Raw genomic sequence first — 15,878 nt, 5'->3', positions numbered from 1 at the left:
TTCTAAGCCATTTAATTGACGTCAAAAACGCGATAAAAGCTTATGAATAATTGCCGTAGTTTCTAAGAATTATACAGCCAAAAACCACCCTCACGACTGACCCGCCCATCAATCTCCAACTCTGTCAGCAAACCCAACACTTCCTGCAGAGGTAACTCGCTGAGATCAACCAGCCCTTCTGTATCGAGCGGGCGTACTTTAAGCAGCTCCAGTAATGGATGCTGCAACTCAAGCGCAGTTTGCAGCGGCGGTGGCTCAACAGCACCAATCCGCTGCCAGCCCTGCAGTGACTCTAAAATATCATCAACTGTTTCAATTAAAGTTGCACCATTACGAATCAGTTGATGGCAGCCGCGCGCGCCAGGGGCATGAATAGAACCGGGAATGGCATATACCTCGCGGCCTTGCTCCGCCGCTAAACGAGCAGTGATCAGCGAGCCACTGGAAGGGCTGGCTTCAACCACCAGCACACCCAACGCTAAGCCACTGATAATACGATTGCGCCGCGGGAAATGACTGGCGTGAGGCGCACTATCGAGGGCCAGCTCTGAAACCACAGCACCACCCTGCGCAACAATTTCCTGCAATAAATCGCGGTGCCGTGCCGGATAAATACGCTTGAGCCCAGTACCCACCACAGCAACAGTTGCTCCCTGTACAGCCAATGCACCTTGGTGCGCTGCCGCATCCACACCTAAAGCCAAGCCACTGGTTACCACAAAGCCACCCTTGGCTAGGCTGCGAGCAAAACTATGGGCAGTATCCAGACCCGGTCGAGTGGCGCGACGACTGCCCACAATAGCAATTTGCGGTTGCTCCAAAATAGCCGCATCACCTTGTACAAACAGCAGCGGCGGTGCGCCAGCAGTTTCTTTTAATAATGCAGGATAATTGGGTGAGTCATGTAGCAACAGGTGATGCTGACTGTTTTCCAACCAGCGTAAGGCCTGCAAAGCTTGCTCACGGATCTCCTCACTGCGCCGTGCATCGACGCTTGTTTGTGGTAACCCTAGGGAGCGCCAAGCCGCACCGGGAGCGCTCCATGCGGCGCTGGCGGAAGCAAACACTTTCAGCAACCGATAAAATCGTTGCGGTCCAATCTCTGGGAGGCTGTGCAAGCGCAAACGCGCTTCAAGTTCGGCTGGTGAGCAAGGCGACGACATAGCAACATCCTTATTAAGCGAAATGACATCCTGTCATGGGTGCTCTTCAGTGTAGTAACCTTAAGCCAGAAAGCAAAAAAGCGCCCTTTTTCAAGGACGCTTTATATTTGACCACTTGCTAGCAGGCGCTGCTTAAGGGTTTTGCACCTTATCCAGTACCGCCAACTGACGATTTGCATGCAACACCAAGCCATAACTCAGCTTGTCATAGGTACGGAAGATCATCAGCAAACCCGAACGCTCATCTGGAATCTTCACTGACTCACCACTGACGCGGTCACGCACTGTTTCACCGGTTTTATAAACAGCTAAAACATTGCCCTCAACCAATCCGTCGCGGGCACCTTTATTAATAGTGACCACATCAAACTGACCAATTTGCGTCACCCCGCGCGGCACATCCAAAATCAAACCATTAATAGTCTCTTGTGGCTCGCTGGGTACGAAAGTTGAGTTAATCGCCCGCTCTTCAGTGGGAAAAAGACGGTCGGCATTACGCACTTCTTGTGTGGTACGGGTTAACGCCATGGTGCCAATGTCGCCCTCTACAGCAACAATTTCACCAGTACCAATATCGTCCGCATTAATACCAAGAAACTCTTCAGTCACAGGATCAACGTAAGTGCGGCCTTGGCGATAAATACCATAAATGCCATCATCAGCCACCTTGCCGCGCACATAAATACGGTCACCCTTACCACTCACCACTCGTTCTGCACTGCCAGCCACCACATAAGGGCTGTTACTGAACTCAGCATTGCTGTTCACAATACGGTTGCTCAGCAAAAAACTATTAATAGCCTCTAAAGGGATCGTTGGGATAGCCTCAGCCATTGGCGTGCTGCGTACTTTAGGGGATAACTTAATAGTGCCACGACTCGCACCGCGATTGAGCATGATGCGCGGCTGCCCATCAATGTATACTAGGCTTAAGCGATCACCTGGATAAATCAAATGCGGATTGGCAACTTGCGGATTCGCGTGCCAAAGCTCTGGCCACTTCCACGGTTGACTCAAAAACTTACCGGATATGTCCCATAAAGTGTCACCTTTCACTACTGTATAGCTATCAGGGTGGCCATTTTTTAACTGTACTTGTGCTTGTACTGCTGCGCTAGCAAGTAGTAACAAAGCAAGTAATGTTTTCCTCATGCGGTGAATCCCTTTATCATATGTCGACAGTGGAACGCCCAATGACAATTCCAGAACCCATTTTGGCTTTATAGCCATTTCTTTATTATGCTAAGCGTCATAGTAGCAGCGCTTTCCAATTTTATTCCATAAGTACATCACAAACGCATATGGCAATTTTAAATATTCTTGAATATCCCGATCCTCGACTGCGTACCATAGCTAAACCTGTGACGCAGGTCGATGACCAAGTTCGCATCCTGATTGATGACATGCTCGAAACCATGTACGACGCTCCAGGTATAGGTTTGGCTGCCACACAGGTTGACCAACATATTCGCCTAATAGTTATGGATTTATCTGAAGATAAGTCTGAACCCTTGGTGTTTATTAACCCTGACATTGAAACACTCACTGATGACACCGATCTTTATCAAGAAGGTTGTTTGTCGGTGCCGGGCTTCTACGAAGACGTGCAACGTCCACAGCGCGTTAAAATTCGCGCCTTAGACCGCAACGGCGAGCCTTTTGAGCTGATTGCTGAAGGGTTACTCGCAGTCTGTATCCAACATGAGTGCGACCATTTAAACGGTAAACTCTTTGTGGATTATTTATCGTCGTTGAAACGTGACCGCATTAAGAAAAAGCTTGAAAAAATTCATCGCCAGCAAAAAGCTTAACGCTGATTAAGTCGCCGCTGCGCTGTGACATCTCTTTTGTATTTGCAAGGTGATTGTATGTCCTCGTCTTTACGTATTGTGTTTGCCGGTACACCTGAGTTTGCCGCCCATCATTTACAAGCGCTTCTCAACAGCCAACACAGCGTTGTCGCAGTGTATACACAACCTGACCGCCCAGCTGGGCGTGGCCAAAAGCTCACCCCTAGTGCAGTCAAGCAGCTGGCCACTGAGCATGCGATCCCGGTATTGCAACCGGTTAACTTGCGCAGCCCCGAAGCACAGCAAGAGCTGGCGGAGTTCAACGCAGACCTGATGGTCGTGGTGGCTTACGGCTTGATTTTGCCGCAAGCAATTTTAGACACGCCGCGCTTGGGCTGCATCAATAGTCACGCTTCACTCTTGCCCCGTTGGCGCGGCGCAGCACCTATCCAGCGGGCCATTGAAGCCGGTGACCAAGAAACAGGGGTGACCGTAATGCAAATGGAGGCGGGCTTAGACACCGGCCCTATGTTGCTCAAAGTCAGCACCCCGATTAGCGCCAGCGACACGGGAGGCAGTCTCCATGACCGTTTAGCAACGCTTGGCCCAGATGCTGTACTTAAAGCCATTGAGGGTTTAGTTGACGGCAGCATAACCCCAGAAAAGCAGCTGGACGGCCTCGCCACCTACGCGCACAAACTAAATAAGCAAGCCGCATTGATTAACTGGCAGCGCCCAGCCATAGAATTGGACTGCCAAATCCGGGCGATGCACCCTTGGCCTGTATGTCACAGTACTTTGGCTGGGGAAACACTGAAAATCCATGCCGCTGAACTGGCAGAAGGTCAGGGCCAACCAGGCGAGATTCTCAGCGCCAGCCCTGATGGCCTCGTAGTCGCCTGTGCCGAGCAAGCCCTGCGCCTGACCCACTTACAGTTACCCAATGGCAGAGCTTTAGCTTTCCGCGATTTACTCAATGGTCGTCAAGCGCTGTTTGCTCCAGGGCAGGTATTAGGCTTATGAACCCACGCCTCGCGGCAGCTCGCGCCCTGACTGCAGTACTCGCTGGCAAAGCATCTCTAGCCAGCAGTTTACCCACCCAATTGGAGCGCGTAAGCGACCGCGATAAAGGCTTAGTACAAGAACTCGCTTTTGGTACAGCACGCTGGCAACCACGCTTATCTGCCTTAGCCGCAGCACTATTAAGCAAGCCATTTCGCAAGGCCGATCAAGATGTTGAAGCATTGCTCTTAGTGGGCTTATATCAACTTTTATACACCCGCATCCCTGCCCACGCAGCCATTTCTGAAACTGTTGGCTGCGCCACAGCGCTGAAAAAACCTTGGGCCAAAGGTTTACTCAATGCCGTCTTGCGCCGCGCACAACGGGAAGCCGAAACCCTCTTACCCAGCTTAGAAAAAGATCCGGTAGTGCTTACCGCGCATCCACGCTGGTTACAAAAATCCTTAAAAGCATTTTGGCCAGATGACTGGTTAAACATCTGCAACGCCAATAACAGTCACCCTCCCTTCACCCTACGGGTTAACCAAAAGCAGGGCAGCCGTGACAGTTATTTAGCCCGCCTTAATGCAGCAGGAATTGCCGCCCAGGCCACTGCCTTTAGCCCTGACGGAATTACCTTGGCTGCTGCTTGCGAGGTGACGGCCCTGCCCGACTTTGCTACGGGTGCAGTGAGCGTACAAGATGAAGCGGCGCAACTGGCGGCGCAGCTATTGTTACTCGAACCTAAGCAACGGGTATTGGACGCCTGTTGCGCACCTGGCGGCAAAACCTGCCATATTTTAGAAAGCCAAGCCGACTTAGGTGAAGTGGTTGCCATTGATTTAGAGCCACAACGCTTGCAGCGCGTAGAAGAAAATCTAGCACGCTTACAGCTTGACGCCACTTTACTGGCCGGTGATGCACGGGCTACTGAGCAATGGTGGGACGGAGAAGTTTTTCAGCGTATCTTGCTCGATGCGCCCTGCTCAGCCACAGGTGTTATTCGTCGTCATCCGGATATTAAACTCACCCGTCAAGCGGATGACATTGCCGCTCTGGCGCAATTACAGGGTGAGTTGCTCGATGCTCTGTGGCCGACGTTGGCCGATAATGGCATTTTATTGTACGCCACCTGCTCCACCTTACCCACAGAAAATACCGAAGTGATCGCGGCTTTTTTACAACGCACCCAAGATGCGCAAGAGCTACCGTTCACCGCAACTTTTGGCCAAGCACAACCCCACGGACGCCAGCTCCTTGCCCAAGTCGATGGCCATGACGGCTTTTACTATGCGCGATTGATCAAGCAAGCAGCCAACTCAAGCGCTTAAGGACATCAGCATGAAAATTATTATTCTCGGGGCGGGACAAGTGGGCGGCACCCTAGCTGAGCACCTCGCCAGTGAAGCCAATGATATTACCGTGGTAGACACCGACACTGAACGCTTGCGTGACTTGGGTGATCGCTTAGATATTCGCACAGTGCAGGGGCATTGCTCGTTTCCAACTATTTTACGCCAAGCCGGTGCTGATGATGCTGACATGCTGGTGGCTGTGACCAACAGCGATGAAACCAACATGGTCGCCTGCCAAGTGGCGCACACTTTATTTCGTACACCAACCAAAATAGCCCGAGTACGTGAGTCGGCTTACTTAACCCGTTCCGAGTTATTTGCTCCTGATGCGATTCCGATTGATGTCTTAATCAGCCCTGAGCAGGCCGTCACCAACCATATTAAACGTTTAATTGAATACCCAGGCGCCTTACAAGTCCTCGATTTTGCCGATGGCAAAGCGCAGTTGGTGTGTGTTCGCGCCTATTATGGTGGCCCGCTGGTGGGACAAGAGCTGCGTCAACTGCGGGAGCATATGCCCAATGTAGACACTCGGGTTGCTGCAATTTTCCGCCGTGACCGGCCAATTTTCCCCACTGGCGATACTATTATCGAAGTGGATGATGAAGTGTTTTTCATTGCCGCTCGTATTCATATCCGCGCCGTCATGAGCGAGTTACGGCGCATGGAAGACAGCTACCGTAAAGTCATTATTGCTGGCGGTGGGCATATTGGTGAACGCTTAGCCGAGGCAATTGAAAGCCGCTATCAAGTTAAAATCATTGAAATCAACGCCGCTCGCTGCCGTTATTTATCCGACAGTTTAGACACCACTGTGGTACTACATGGCAGCGCTTCCGACCGCGATCTGCTGGTGGAAGAAAACATTGATGAAGTGGATATTTTCTTAGCCCTGACCAACGATGACGAAGCCAACATCATGGCTTCGCTGCTGGCCAAGCGCTTGGGCGCACGAAAAGTCATGGCGATCATTAATAATCCAGCTTACGCTGACTTGGTCCAAGGTGGCGCCATTGATATTGCGATCAGCCCACAACTGGCGACCCTGAGTACCCTATTGACCCACGTGCGCCGTGGCGATATTGCCAGCGTCCACTCGCTGCGCCGCGGCGCCGCAGAAGCCATTGAAGCCATTGCCCACGGTGATCGCAAATCCAGTAAAGTAATTGGCCGTAAGCTCAGTGAAATCAACTTACCGCCAGCCACCACCATTGGCGCGATTATTCGCAACGATACGGTTTTGATTGGCAGTGAAGACCTTATCATTCAAGCGGATGATCACTTTATTATTTTCGTGGTCGATAAAAAATATATTCGTGATGTAGAACGTCTGTTCCAGCCCGGGCTGACCTTCTTTTAACTGATAACCCCACAGACTTGAACGAGTAGACTCCATGCACTTTGCCGCAATTGGTCGCATTCTGGGCGTGTTATTGATGCTATTTAGTAGCAGTCATATACCACCACTACTGATTGCTCTCTATGAGGGTGGCGGCTCAAGTGCAAGTTTTGCTTGGTCATTTGCGATTACCTTGCTGACCGGCCTAGCTATTTGGCTACCGGTGCGCCGCGCTCGGGCTGAATTGCGGGTGCGCGACGGTTATTTAATTACGGCCTTGTTTTGGATTGTACTGGGTGTGTTCGGAGCGATTCCTTTCTTACTTTCCCCCAGCCCCAGCATGGGCGTCAGCGACTCTCTGTTTGAAGCATTTTCCGGCTTAAGTACCACTGGTGCCACAGTATTAACCGGTATCGATCAACTGCCGCATTCCATTCTTTACTATCGCCAGCAATTACAATGGCTCGGCGGTATGGGGATTGTCGTCTTAGCAGTGGCAATTATGCCAATGTTAGGTGTAGGTGGGATGCAACTGTACCGCACAGAAATGCCTGGACCACTCAAAGACAACAAACTCTCTCCACGCATTGCTGATACGGCAAAAACTTTATGGATGATTTATTGCGCCTTGACCTTGCTTTGCGCTCTAGCCTACTGGGCGGCTGGCATGGATGTATTCGATGCCATTAGCCATAGTTTCTCCACTATTGCGATTGGTGGTTTTTCTACCCATGATGCCAGCATCGGCTACTTTGATAGCGCGCTGATTGAGCTGATCTGTATGTTCTTTATGGCCATCTCCGGGATGAACTTTGCCCTGCACTTTCTAGCCTTACGCAGCCGCTCCCTGAAAGCTTATTTAAGTGATCCTGAGTGCCTCACCTACCTAAAAATACTCGCTGTCACTTTTGCTATCACCGCGGTCATTTTGATGATTTATGACCATCATGCCAACCCACTGCTATCCCTGCGCTATGCGGCATTCCAGGTGGTCTCAGTCACCACCACCACAGGCTTTAGTATCACTGACTTTAGTGGCTGGCCTAGCTTTTTGCCCTTTTTATTGCTCTACACCACCTTTATTGGTGCCTGTGCCGGCTCCACCGGTGGCGGCATGAAAGTGATGCGAGTGATGCTGTTATATCGCCAAGGGCAACGTGAGATCCAACGCCTGCTCCACCCCAACGGGGTTTTCACCATTAAGTTAGGCAAGCGCAAGGTGCCCGACCGTGTTATTGAATCGGTATGGGGGTTTTGTGTCGTCTATATGGTGACTTTCTTCACCCTGATGCTCGCCTTATTGGCCTGTGAACTTGACCCAGTGACCGCATTTTCGGCATTGGCCTCATGCATGAACAACCTCGGACCGGCACTCGGTGATGTAACTGCGCACTATGGCAGTTTGCCTGATGCAGCCAAGCTGATCCTGAGCTTAGCGATGATACTCGGTCGTCTCGAGGTATTCTCCTTGCTGATTTTACTGTCACCGGCATTTTGGCGTTATTGATAGCTGCGCAGCATTCAACTCCTTAACCTGCACAAAGCTACGCTATCCAGTTGGCTGGGCTTGCGCTAAATACGCATCTTTCAGGCGCACATAGTTGCCGGCAGTGTAGGTAAAATAAGCCATTTCTTCTTCGCTAAGGGCGCGTACTTGCTGCGCTGGACGGCCCATATATAAGTAACCACTGGGCAAGTGCTTACCCGGCGCCACTAAGCTTCCGGCTGCTAAAACCACATCATCATCGATACGTGCACCATCCATCACAATCGAACCCATGCCAATCAATACCCGCGAGCCAATACTGCAGCCATGTAATAACGCTTGATGCCCGATGGTCACATCCTCACCAATATCCAATGGATAGCCGGCAGGATTAAATGGCCCTGCATGGGTGATATGTAACACACTGCCATCTTGCACACTGCTACGCGCACCAATGCGAATACGGTGCATATCACCCCGTATCACGGCCTGCGGCCACACTGAACAATCTGCAGCTAAATGCACATCACCGATCACCACTGCACTTTCATCAACAAATACCCGAGCGCCGCACTGTGGTAATATTTCGTTATAGATTCTAATCGACACAATAGAAAACCTTAAGCCGCGTAGGCACTGATTTGTATTAAGATAGATGCATGATTGGCGGTTAAGCCGCCATCCCCTTTTTTGTTTTTACAGGTATTACCGTGACTGATCAATCGAACCCTTTATTGCAAGATTTTGACTTACCCACCTATTCAGCCATTCGCCCTGAGCATATTGAGCCAGCCATTGATAAAATTCTCGCCGACAGCCGTGCTGCTATTGCGCAACTATTAAACAATGCACAACAGCCCACTTGGGACAGCTTAGTGCTCCCCATGGACGAACTGGGCGCCCGCCTAGGCGAAGCTTGGAGCCCCGTCAGCCACTTGAACGCGGTATGCAACAGCCCCGAACTGCGCGTGGCCTATGAAGCCTGCTTACCCAAGCTGTCTGAGTTTTGGACTGAGCTGGGGCAAAATCGCGCTCTATTTAAAGCCTATCAAGCCCTCGCAAGCAGTCCTGCTGCAGAGCAGTTCTCCATTGCACAAAAAACCATTTTAGAAGATCAATTGCGTGATTTTCGTTTATCCGGTATTGACCTAGAGCCTGCGCAGCAGAAGCGCTATGGCGAAATTCAAATGCGCCTGTCTGATCTTTCCAGCAGCTTTTCCAATAACTTGCTCGATGCCACCCAAGCCTGGACCAAGCATATTACCGACGAGCAAGCTTTAGCCGGTTTAACCGACTCAGCCAAAGAGCAAATGGCCCAGGCCGCGCAAGACAAAGCGCTCGATGGCTGGTTAATCACCCTTGAGTTCCCCAGCTATTACGCCGTCATGACCTATGCTGACGACCGCAACCTACGTGAAGAGGTGTATACCGCTTATAGCACCCGTGCATCCGATCAAGGCCCCAATGCCGGTCAGCTCGACAACTCACCGATCATGGCAGAAATCTTAGATTTACGCCTCGAACTGGCACAACTGCTGGGCTTTAAAAACTACAGTGAGCTGTCACTGAGCACCAAAATGGCCGAGTCAACTGAGCAAGTATTAACCTTCTTGCACGACTTAGCTGAGCGCAGCAAACCCTTTGCCGAGCAAGACTTAAATGAATTGCGCGCTTTTGCTGCCGAGCACAATGTGCAGGATCTCAACAGCTGGGATGTGGGTTATTTCAGCGAGAAGCTACGTGAGCAGCGCTACGACATCAGTGAAGAAGAGCTACGCGCTTACTTCCCCATCGATAAAGTCCTGAGCGGTTTATTCGCCATTGTTGAGCGACTGTATGGAATTCAAATCACCGAGCTGAGTGACTTTGATAGCTGGCATCCCGATGTGCGTTTGTTTGAAATCACTGAAAATGGCCAACATGTCGGACGCTTTTTCTTTGATCTGTATGCGCGGGCACACAAGCGTGGCGGAGCTTGGATGGATGGCTCGCGGGATAAATACCGCGCCGCTGATGGCAGCCTGATCAACCCCATTGCTTACCTAGTGTGCAATTTCACCCCTGCCAGCCAAGGCAAACCTGCGCTGTTAACCCATGATGAGGTCACCACGTTATTCCATGAATTTGGCCACGGCCTGCACCACTTATTAACCCGCATTGAGTTCGCCGGCGCGTCTGGCATCAATGGTGTGGCTTGGGATGCGGTGGAATTGCCCAGCCAGTTTATGGAAAACTGGTGCTGGCAACCGGAAGGCTTAGCGCTCATTTCCGGCCACTACGAGAGCCAAGAAGTACTGCCCAAAGCACTACTGGATAAAATGCTGGCTGCTCGCAACTTCCAATCAGGTCTAGGCATGTTGCGCCAGTTAGAATTCTCGCTATTCGACTTTGAGCTGCACTGCAGTCACGGTGATGGCCGCAGCGTATTAGATGTATTGCACAGCGTGCGCGAGCAAGTGGCGGTAATGACACCACCAAGCTGGAATCGTTTTGCCAACAGTTTTGCACACATTTTTGCCGGTGGTTACGCGGCTGGTTATTACAGCTACAAATGGGCAGAAGTGTTATCTGCTGATGCATTTTCCCGCTTTGAAGAAGAAGGTGTGCTCAACCCAGAAACTGGCCGCGCCTTCCGTGACGCCATCCTTGCTAAAGGCGGCTCCCAGTCACCTATGCAACTGTTTGTTGAGTTTCGCGGACGCGAGCCAGCCATCGACGCACTATTGCGCCACAGCGGTCTTAGCGACCATAACGCAGCATAACGGACGAGATGATAATGACAACGCCAAGTGCTACCACAGAGAAAGAACCGCAAAAACGCTTTATCGCTGGTGCAGTCTGCCCAGCCTGTCAGGTCATGGACGGCATCCGCATGTGGGAAGTGGATGAAGTCCCACACCGTGATTGCGTGCATTGCGGTTATAGCGACACTTTAAACGCGGAAGGTAATTCCATTCCCAATGAATTACCCACCCGCGTCAATGTCAGCGCATTGCAAAAACCCAAAGAGAGCAAAGGCCAAGCACTGCAGTTTTTCCCCAACCCCAAGTTGAAAAAATAAATTTTCAGCGCAATAAAAAACGGCCTCAGTGGGCCGTTTTTTTATAACTGCAAGCTTACTCAGCCAGTTTCTCAAAAGGTACTGGACGAGGTGTTGCCGCAGTGGAAGGTGGCAGCATTGGAACTGCAAAGCTGGGTTGCTCACCCGTCAAGCTTTTTAAGAATGCAGTCATCTGGCTGATCTGCTCTTCATCCAGCTTACGCCCCAACTGTAAGCGCGCCATGACATCAACCGCCTCTTCCAGATTCCAGTAAGCACCGTCATGGAAGTACGGGTAGGTTAATTCAACGTTACGCAAGGTTGGTACTTTAAACTTAAAGCGGTCTAAGTCATCACCAGTCAAACCAGCCACACCTTCGGCAGGGTTATCAGTGACATACTCTTCAAATAAACCCATTTTCTGGAATGAGTTACCGCCCACTGCTGGCCCGTTATGGCAAGCGGTGCAACCTACTTCTTTAAATAGCTTATAGCCAGCCTTAGCATCAGCTGAGATCGCATCATCATTACCTTGCAGCCACTGATCAAACGGCGCATTCGGCGTCACTAAAGTTTTTTCAAACTCAGCAATGGCATCAGTCACTTCATTAATAGTAATGGTGTCAGTGTTATAAACATCTTGGAACGACTGCACATACTGTGGAATAGACGCTAAAACGCCCACTGCTAAGTCATGGGTAAAGCCCATCTCCATTGGGTTAGCAATAGGGCCACCGGCCTGCTCTTGCAAGTCAGCAGCGCGTCCATCCCAAAACTGTGCCAGGTTTAAACTGGAGTTCAGCACTGTTGGCGAGTTGATAGGACCTTCTTGCCAGTTGTGACCAATAGAAGACGGTAAGTTATCACTGCCGCCCATGCTCAAGTTGTGACAGGAGTTACAGGAAATAAAACCGGACTTCGATAAGCGCGGATCAAAGAACAGCTGTTTACCCAACTCAACCTTTGCCGCATCGGTAACTACCGCTGGCTCAATGGGTTGAATAGGCTCATTTTTTTGCGGCGCAGCAAAGGCAGCAACACTCATACTTACCGTGAGCGCCAATACAGATAGCTTAAGCATTAGAACATCCCTCTATGGAACTCAATAACTTTATTAGTGTCAGGATGCTTGATAGCACTTAGCCTTTAATTGATCAAGATCAACTAAAGGCTATTGAGGCTAATATTCTTTTGCGCACACTCAAACCAAGCCACTGTTAGCTTTGCGCTGCACGCATGATGCTTGCCGGATCCAACGCCTGCATGGCGGCATATTGACTGACAAAAACCTGCCCACCAAACTCATTGAGAAAGTCGGAGCGGCGCAACTGATCCATCACTGGGCCCTTTACTTCCGACAAGTGCAGCTGCACCTGCGCCGCAGTTAGGCGCTCTGCAATGGCCTCTAAACTATCCAGAGCACTGGCATCAATTAAGTTCACCCCAGAACACATCAACACTAAATGCTGACAGTCAGGGTAATCCACCATCAATTCAATAATGCGCTCTTCTAAATAGCGTGCATTGGGAAAATACAGGCTTTCATCAACGCGCAAGGACAAGACAGTGTCGCTTTGAATAACATTAAACCGCTCAATATTGCGAAAATGCTCACTGCCCGGTAATTGCCCTACCACAGCACTATGTGGACGACTGGTACGCCATAAGAACAGCAATAAGGACAGACTCACACCCATCACAATACCAATCTCAACCCCCATAAACAGCACACCAAACATGGTGGCTGCTTGGGCGATAAAATCTTGCTTGGAAAAACGCCAAGTGCGCTTTAACGAGCCAAAATCAACCAAACTCAGCACCGCAACAATAATGGTGGCCGCTAACACTGCGTGCGGTAAATTGTGAAATAGCGGGGTGAAAAACAATGCAGTCAGTGCAATCCCTAGTGCAGTTAAAATGCCCGCCATCGGTGTGCGCGCACCCGCATCAAAATTAACAATCGAACGTGAAAAGCCACCTGTGACAGGAAAACCACCGCTCACTGCCGCAGCAATATTCGCCGCACCTAAACCCACCAACTCTTGGTCAGGATCAATCCGCTCACGCCGCTTTGCCGCCAATGTTTGCGCCACAGAGACAGATTCAACAAAACCCACCAAACTAATCAAAAGCGCCGCAGGCAGCAATTGCATCGCCAACTGCCAATCCATCGTCGGCAGACGTAAAGCTGGCAAGCCTTCTGGAATCGCACCAACCACATGCACGCCACTACTGGCCAAATCACCCCAGGTCACTATTAACACAGAAACAATAATGGTTAATACAGGTCCTGTTTTAGTTAGGCTATCGGCCCAACCTGGGCTCAATCCTAGCGCCAACAGCAACCCTTTTAAACGGGTACGCGCTAATTGTAAAAACACTAGGCACAAGCCACCAATCAGTAAAGTTGGCACATTAATAAACGGCAGTTGCTGCGCCAACGAAGGAATAAGCTGCAGCACCGTTTGCCCTTCGGCACTGACTCCAAGAATATATTTAAACTGACTTAAAGCGATCAATAGCCCAGAAGCACTGATAAACCCAGAGATCACTGGATGGCTGAGAAAGTTAGCTAAAAAACCTAAGCGCAGCACAGCCATCAGCAGCAATACCACACCAGATAAAGCAGCCAACAACATCGCAGCACCAATATAAGCGGCAGAGCCGGATGGGAACATCGGCTCTAACGCAGCTGCCGTCATCAAGGAAATAACTGCCACTGGGCCAACCGCCAAAGTGCGGCTAGAACCAAAAACCGCATACAGCAACAATGGTGCAATACTGGCATACAAGCCGGTTATTGGCGGTAAGCCAGCCAGCATGGCATAGGCTAAACTTTGCGGAATCAACATCAAGGTGACAATGACCGCGGCCAAGCCATCTTTGCCAGCGGTCATACGGTCATAAGAAGCTACCCAGTCGATGCAGGGTAGCCAGCGTCTTAGTTTCACTCTTTAGTTCCTGATTGAAAATCACAAGCCTGTACGGCTGTGGGTCGATGCGGTGCATGATCAAGTACGCTGGGTTTCGCCAACCATTCGCGACCTTTGAGCAACATATCGAAGTAAATAGACGGCATCCAACGTGCTTTCAGCTGCCAAGCTAAACGACGTGGCACCAGCGGATCGAGGGGGAAAGTGGGCAATAACTTACCGCCATAACCAAACTCAGCAAGCACTGCTTTGCCGCGCTCCACTACCAACGGGCAAGCACCATAACCATCGTAGACTGCACGCACTTCGCGCTTAGCCAAGACTGCTAAAATATTTTCCGCCACCACTGGCGCTTGTTTACGTACTGCTGCTGCAGTTTTTGCATTGGGCGCAGAGCACACATCACCTAGAGCAAAAATATTGCCAAAACGAGGATGACACAGGGTGTCATGGTGTACTTCCAGCCAACCGTCTTTATCTGCTAAAACACTTTCACGGACAAAACGCGGCGCGCGCTGGGGCGGTACTGCATGTAAAAAGTCAAAAGACTTTTCAATGCGCTGCTGATTTCCCTCAGCATCAGTCACCACAAACCACGCCTTCCCAGCCTCACCGTCAACCTCTACTAGGTTGTGCTGGAAGTTCAGTTGGGTTTGGTATTTATCGATGTACTGCATCAATGGTGGCACAAAGTCGGCCACACCAAACAACACATTGCCCGCTGTACAAAACTCAGTTTCCACGGCGGCTAAAACACCTTCTTTCAGCCACCAGTCAGCGGACATATACAAGGCTTTTTGTGGCGCACCGGCACATTTAATCGGCATTGGTGGCTGGGTAAAAATAGCTCGGCCTTTGCGTAAGTTTTGCACCAGCTGCCAAGTATAAGGCGCCAACTCTAAAACATAGTTGGAGGTCACGCCGTTTTTGCCAAGGGTTTCACGCAAGCCTTTAATGGCATCCCAATGTAGCTTTAAGCCCGGGCACACAATCAAGGTGCGGTAAGCCAGCTGCCGGCCATCCTCTAATACCACGGTGTTTTGTTCAGGTAGAAAGCCGGTCACTGCCGCTCGAATCCACTGCGCCGGCTCAGGGATGCATTGCGCCATCGGCCGCTCAGTTTGCGAACGGGTAAAGACCCCCGCGCCCACCATGGTCCAGCCTGGCTGATAATAGTGTTGCTCGCTGGGCTCAACCACCCCAATGCGCAAACTTGCATCACGCTTGAGCAAGCTGGCAGTGACAGCACAGCCCGCCGCACCACCACCAATCACTAGAACATCATAACGATTGCTCTGCGCCGAGTGTGCAGCATCGGGGACGCACTGCTGCTCAGTCCAGCGCTGCTGTATGCGCGGCACTAAACCGGTTAAGTCGTAGCCCGCCGATTGGGCTGCAGCCAAAATAGCGGTGGCATCCAAACGGCTTGCCTCACTTAACGCCCACAAACTAGATGAGCGTGTACCAGTACGGCAAAACGCTAATACTGGACCTTTGACTTGGCTTAATAACTGAGCAAAATCACTGACATTGGCATCGCTGATTTGCCCTGCAATCACCGGTAAATAATGGTATTGCAAGCCAGACGCTTGCGCGGCTGCCGCCATCTCAGCGCTACTGGGCTGGCCTTCACCTTCACCATCAGGGCGATTGTTAATGACCGTAAGAAAGCCCGAAGCGGCTACGGAAGCCATATCTGTCGGTTGAATTTGCCCAATAACAGATAAAAAAGGTGTGAGCTGTTTGCTTGCTTCCATTAGGATTTCTCCA

At 50.7% G+C, this 15,878-nt stretch carries 13 protein-coding genes; 7 read left to right on the top strand and 6 right to left on the bottom strand.

All coding sequences use genetic code 11. The features are described from left to right. Window positions 1-62: 62 nt before the first annotated feature. The gene (gene dprA / locus O6P33_RS03025) at window positions 63-1,163 is read right to left on the bottom strand and encodes a DNA-processing protein DprA (protein WP_269818774.1); all 1,101 of its coding nucleotides are present in this window, start codon (window positions 1,161-1,163) and stop codon (window positions 63-65) included. Window positions 1,164-1,295: 132 nt separating this feature from the next. Beyond that, entirely contained in the window at window positions 1,296-2,315 is a 1,020-nt protein-coding gene (locus tag O6P33_RS03020) for a LysM peptidoglycan-binding domain-containing protein (RefSeq protein ID WP_269818773.1), read from the bottom strand. A gap of 149 nt (window positions 2,316-2,464) precedes the next feature. Here O6P33_RS03020 and def point away from each other — a divergent pair, with 149 nt between their 5' ends. Genes def through O6P33_RS02995 form a run of 5 tightly spaced genes read left to right on the top strand, consistent with a single transcriptional unit; the run spans window position 2,465 to window position 8,156 of the window. Then, window positions 2,465-2,974: a peptide deformylase gene (def, locus tag O6P33_RS03015; RefSeq protein ID WP_269818772.1), complete on the top strand. Its 510-nt coding sequence runs from the start codon at window positions 2,465-2,467 to the stop codon at window positions 2,972-2,974. 57 nt (window positions 2,975-3,031) lie between these two features. Continuing rightward, window positions 3,032-3,976 carry a methionyl-tRNA formyltransferase gene (gene fmt / locus O6P33_RS03010; protein WP_269818771.1) on the top strand — a complete coding sequence of 315 codons (945 nt, stop codon included), beginning with the start codon at window positions 3,032-3,034 and terminating at the stop codon, window positions 3,974-3,976. Further along, window positions 3,973-5,286 (top strand): 16S rRNA (cytosine(967)-C(5))-methyltransferase RsmB, encoded by a 1,314-nt coding sequence (gene rsmB / locus O6P33_RS03005; RefSeq protein WP_269818770.1) that lies wholly within the window; start codon window positions 3,973-3,975, stop codon window positions 5,284-5,286. Before fmt ends, rsmB begins: the two co-directional genes overlap by 4 nt. Before the next feature lie 10 nt (window positions 5,287-5,296). Further along, window positions 5,297-6,670, top strand: coding sequence for a Trk system potassium transporter TrkA (gene trkA / locus O6P33_RS03000; RefSeq protein WP_269818769.1), 1,374 nt, complete (start codon window positions 5,297-5,299; stop codon window positions 6,668-6,670). A 34-nt stretch (window positions 6,671-6,704) separates the two neighbouring features. Next, window positions 6,705-8,156, top strand: a complete 1,452-nt coding sequence (locus O6P33_RS02995; protein WP_269818768.1) for a TrkH family potassium uptake protein — start codon at window positions 6,705-6,707, stop codon at window positions 8,154-8,156. 42 nt (window positions 8,157-8,198) lie between these two features. On the opposite strand, the gene O6P33_RS02990 is transcribed toward O6P33_RS02995, so the two are convergent. Continuing rightward, window positions 8,199-8,744, bottom strand: a complete 546-nt coding sequence (locus O6P33_RS02990) for a gamma carbonic anhydrase family protein (protein ID WP_269818767.1) — start codon at window positions 8,742-8,744, stop codon at window positions 8,199-8,201. Between the two features lie 101 nt (window positions 8,745-8,845). Here O6P33_RS02990 and prlC point away from each other — a divergent pair, with 101 nt between their 5' ends. Continuing rightward, entirely contained in the window at window positions 8,846-10,897 is a 2,052-nt protein-coding gene (gene prlC, locus O6P33_RS02985; RefSeq protein WP_269818766.1) for an oligopeptidase A, read from the top strand. Window positions 10,898-10,911: 14 nt separating this feature from the next. Continuing rightward, window positions 10,912-11,196: a YheV family putative zinc ribbon protein gene (locus O6P33_RS02980; RefSeq protein ID WP_269818765.1), complete on the top strand. Its 285-nt coding sequence runs from the start codon at window positions 10,912-10,914 to the stop codon at window positions 11,194-11,196. Between the two features lie 55 nt (window positions 11,197-11,251). On the opposite strand, the gene O6P33_RS02975 is transcribed toward O6P33_RS02980, so the two are convergent. The 3 genes from O6P33_RS02975 to O6P33_RS02965 form a co-directional block, all read right to left on the bottom strand. Then, entirely contained in the window at window positions 11,252-12,220 is a 969-nt protein-coding gene (locus O6P33_RS02975) for a cytochrome-c peroxidase (protein ID WP_420094975.1), read from the bottom strand. A gap of 172 nt (window positions 12,221-12,392) precedes the next feature. Continuing rightward, window positions 12,393-14,126 carry a SulP family inorganic anion transporter gene (locus O6P33_RS02970; protein ID WP_420094957.1) on the bottom strand — a complete coding sequence of 578 codons (1,734 nt, stop codon included), beginning with the start codon at window positions 14,124-14,126 and terminating at the stop codon, window positions 12,393-12,395. Continuing rightward, window positions 14,123-15,865 carry a bifunctional protein tyrosine phosphatase family protein/NAD(P)/FAD-dependent oxidoreductase gene (locus tag O6P33_RS02965; RefSeq protein WP_269818763.1) on the bottom strand — a complete coding sequence of 581 codons (1,743 nt, stop codon included), beginning with the start codon at window positions 15,863-15,865 and terminating at the stop codon, window positions 14,123-14,125. The genes O6P33_RS02970 and O6P33_RS02965 overlap by 4 nt, the downstream gene beginning before the upstream one ends. Between the last annotated feature and the right edge of the window lie 13 nt (window positions 15,866-15,878).

Source organism: Denitrificimonas caeni (assembly GCF_027498055.1).
GTDB lineage: Bacteria > Pseudomonadota > Gammaproteobacteria > Pseudomonadales > Pseudomonadaceae > Denitrificimonas.
Note: the sequence above shows the minus strand (reverse complement) of the source record. Positions and strands in the feature narration are given on the sequence as shown.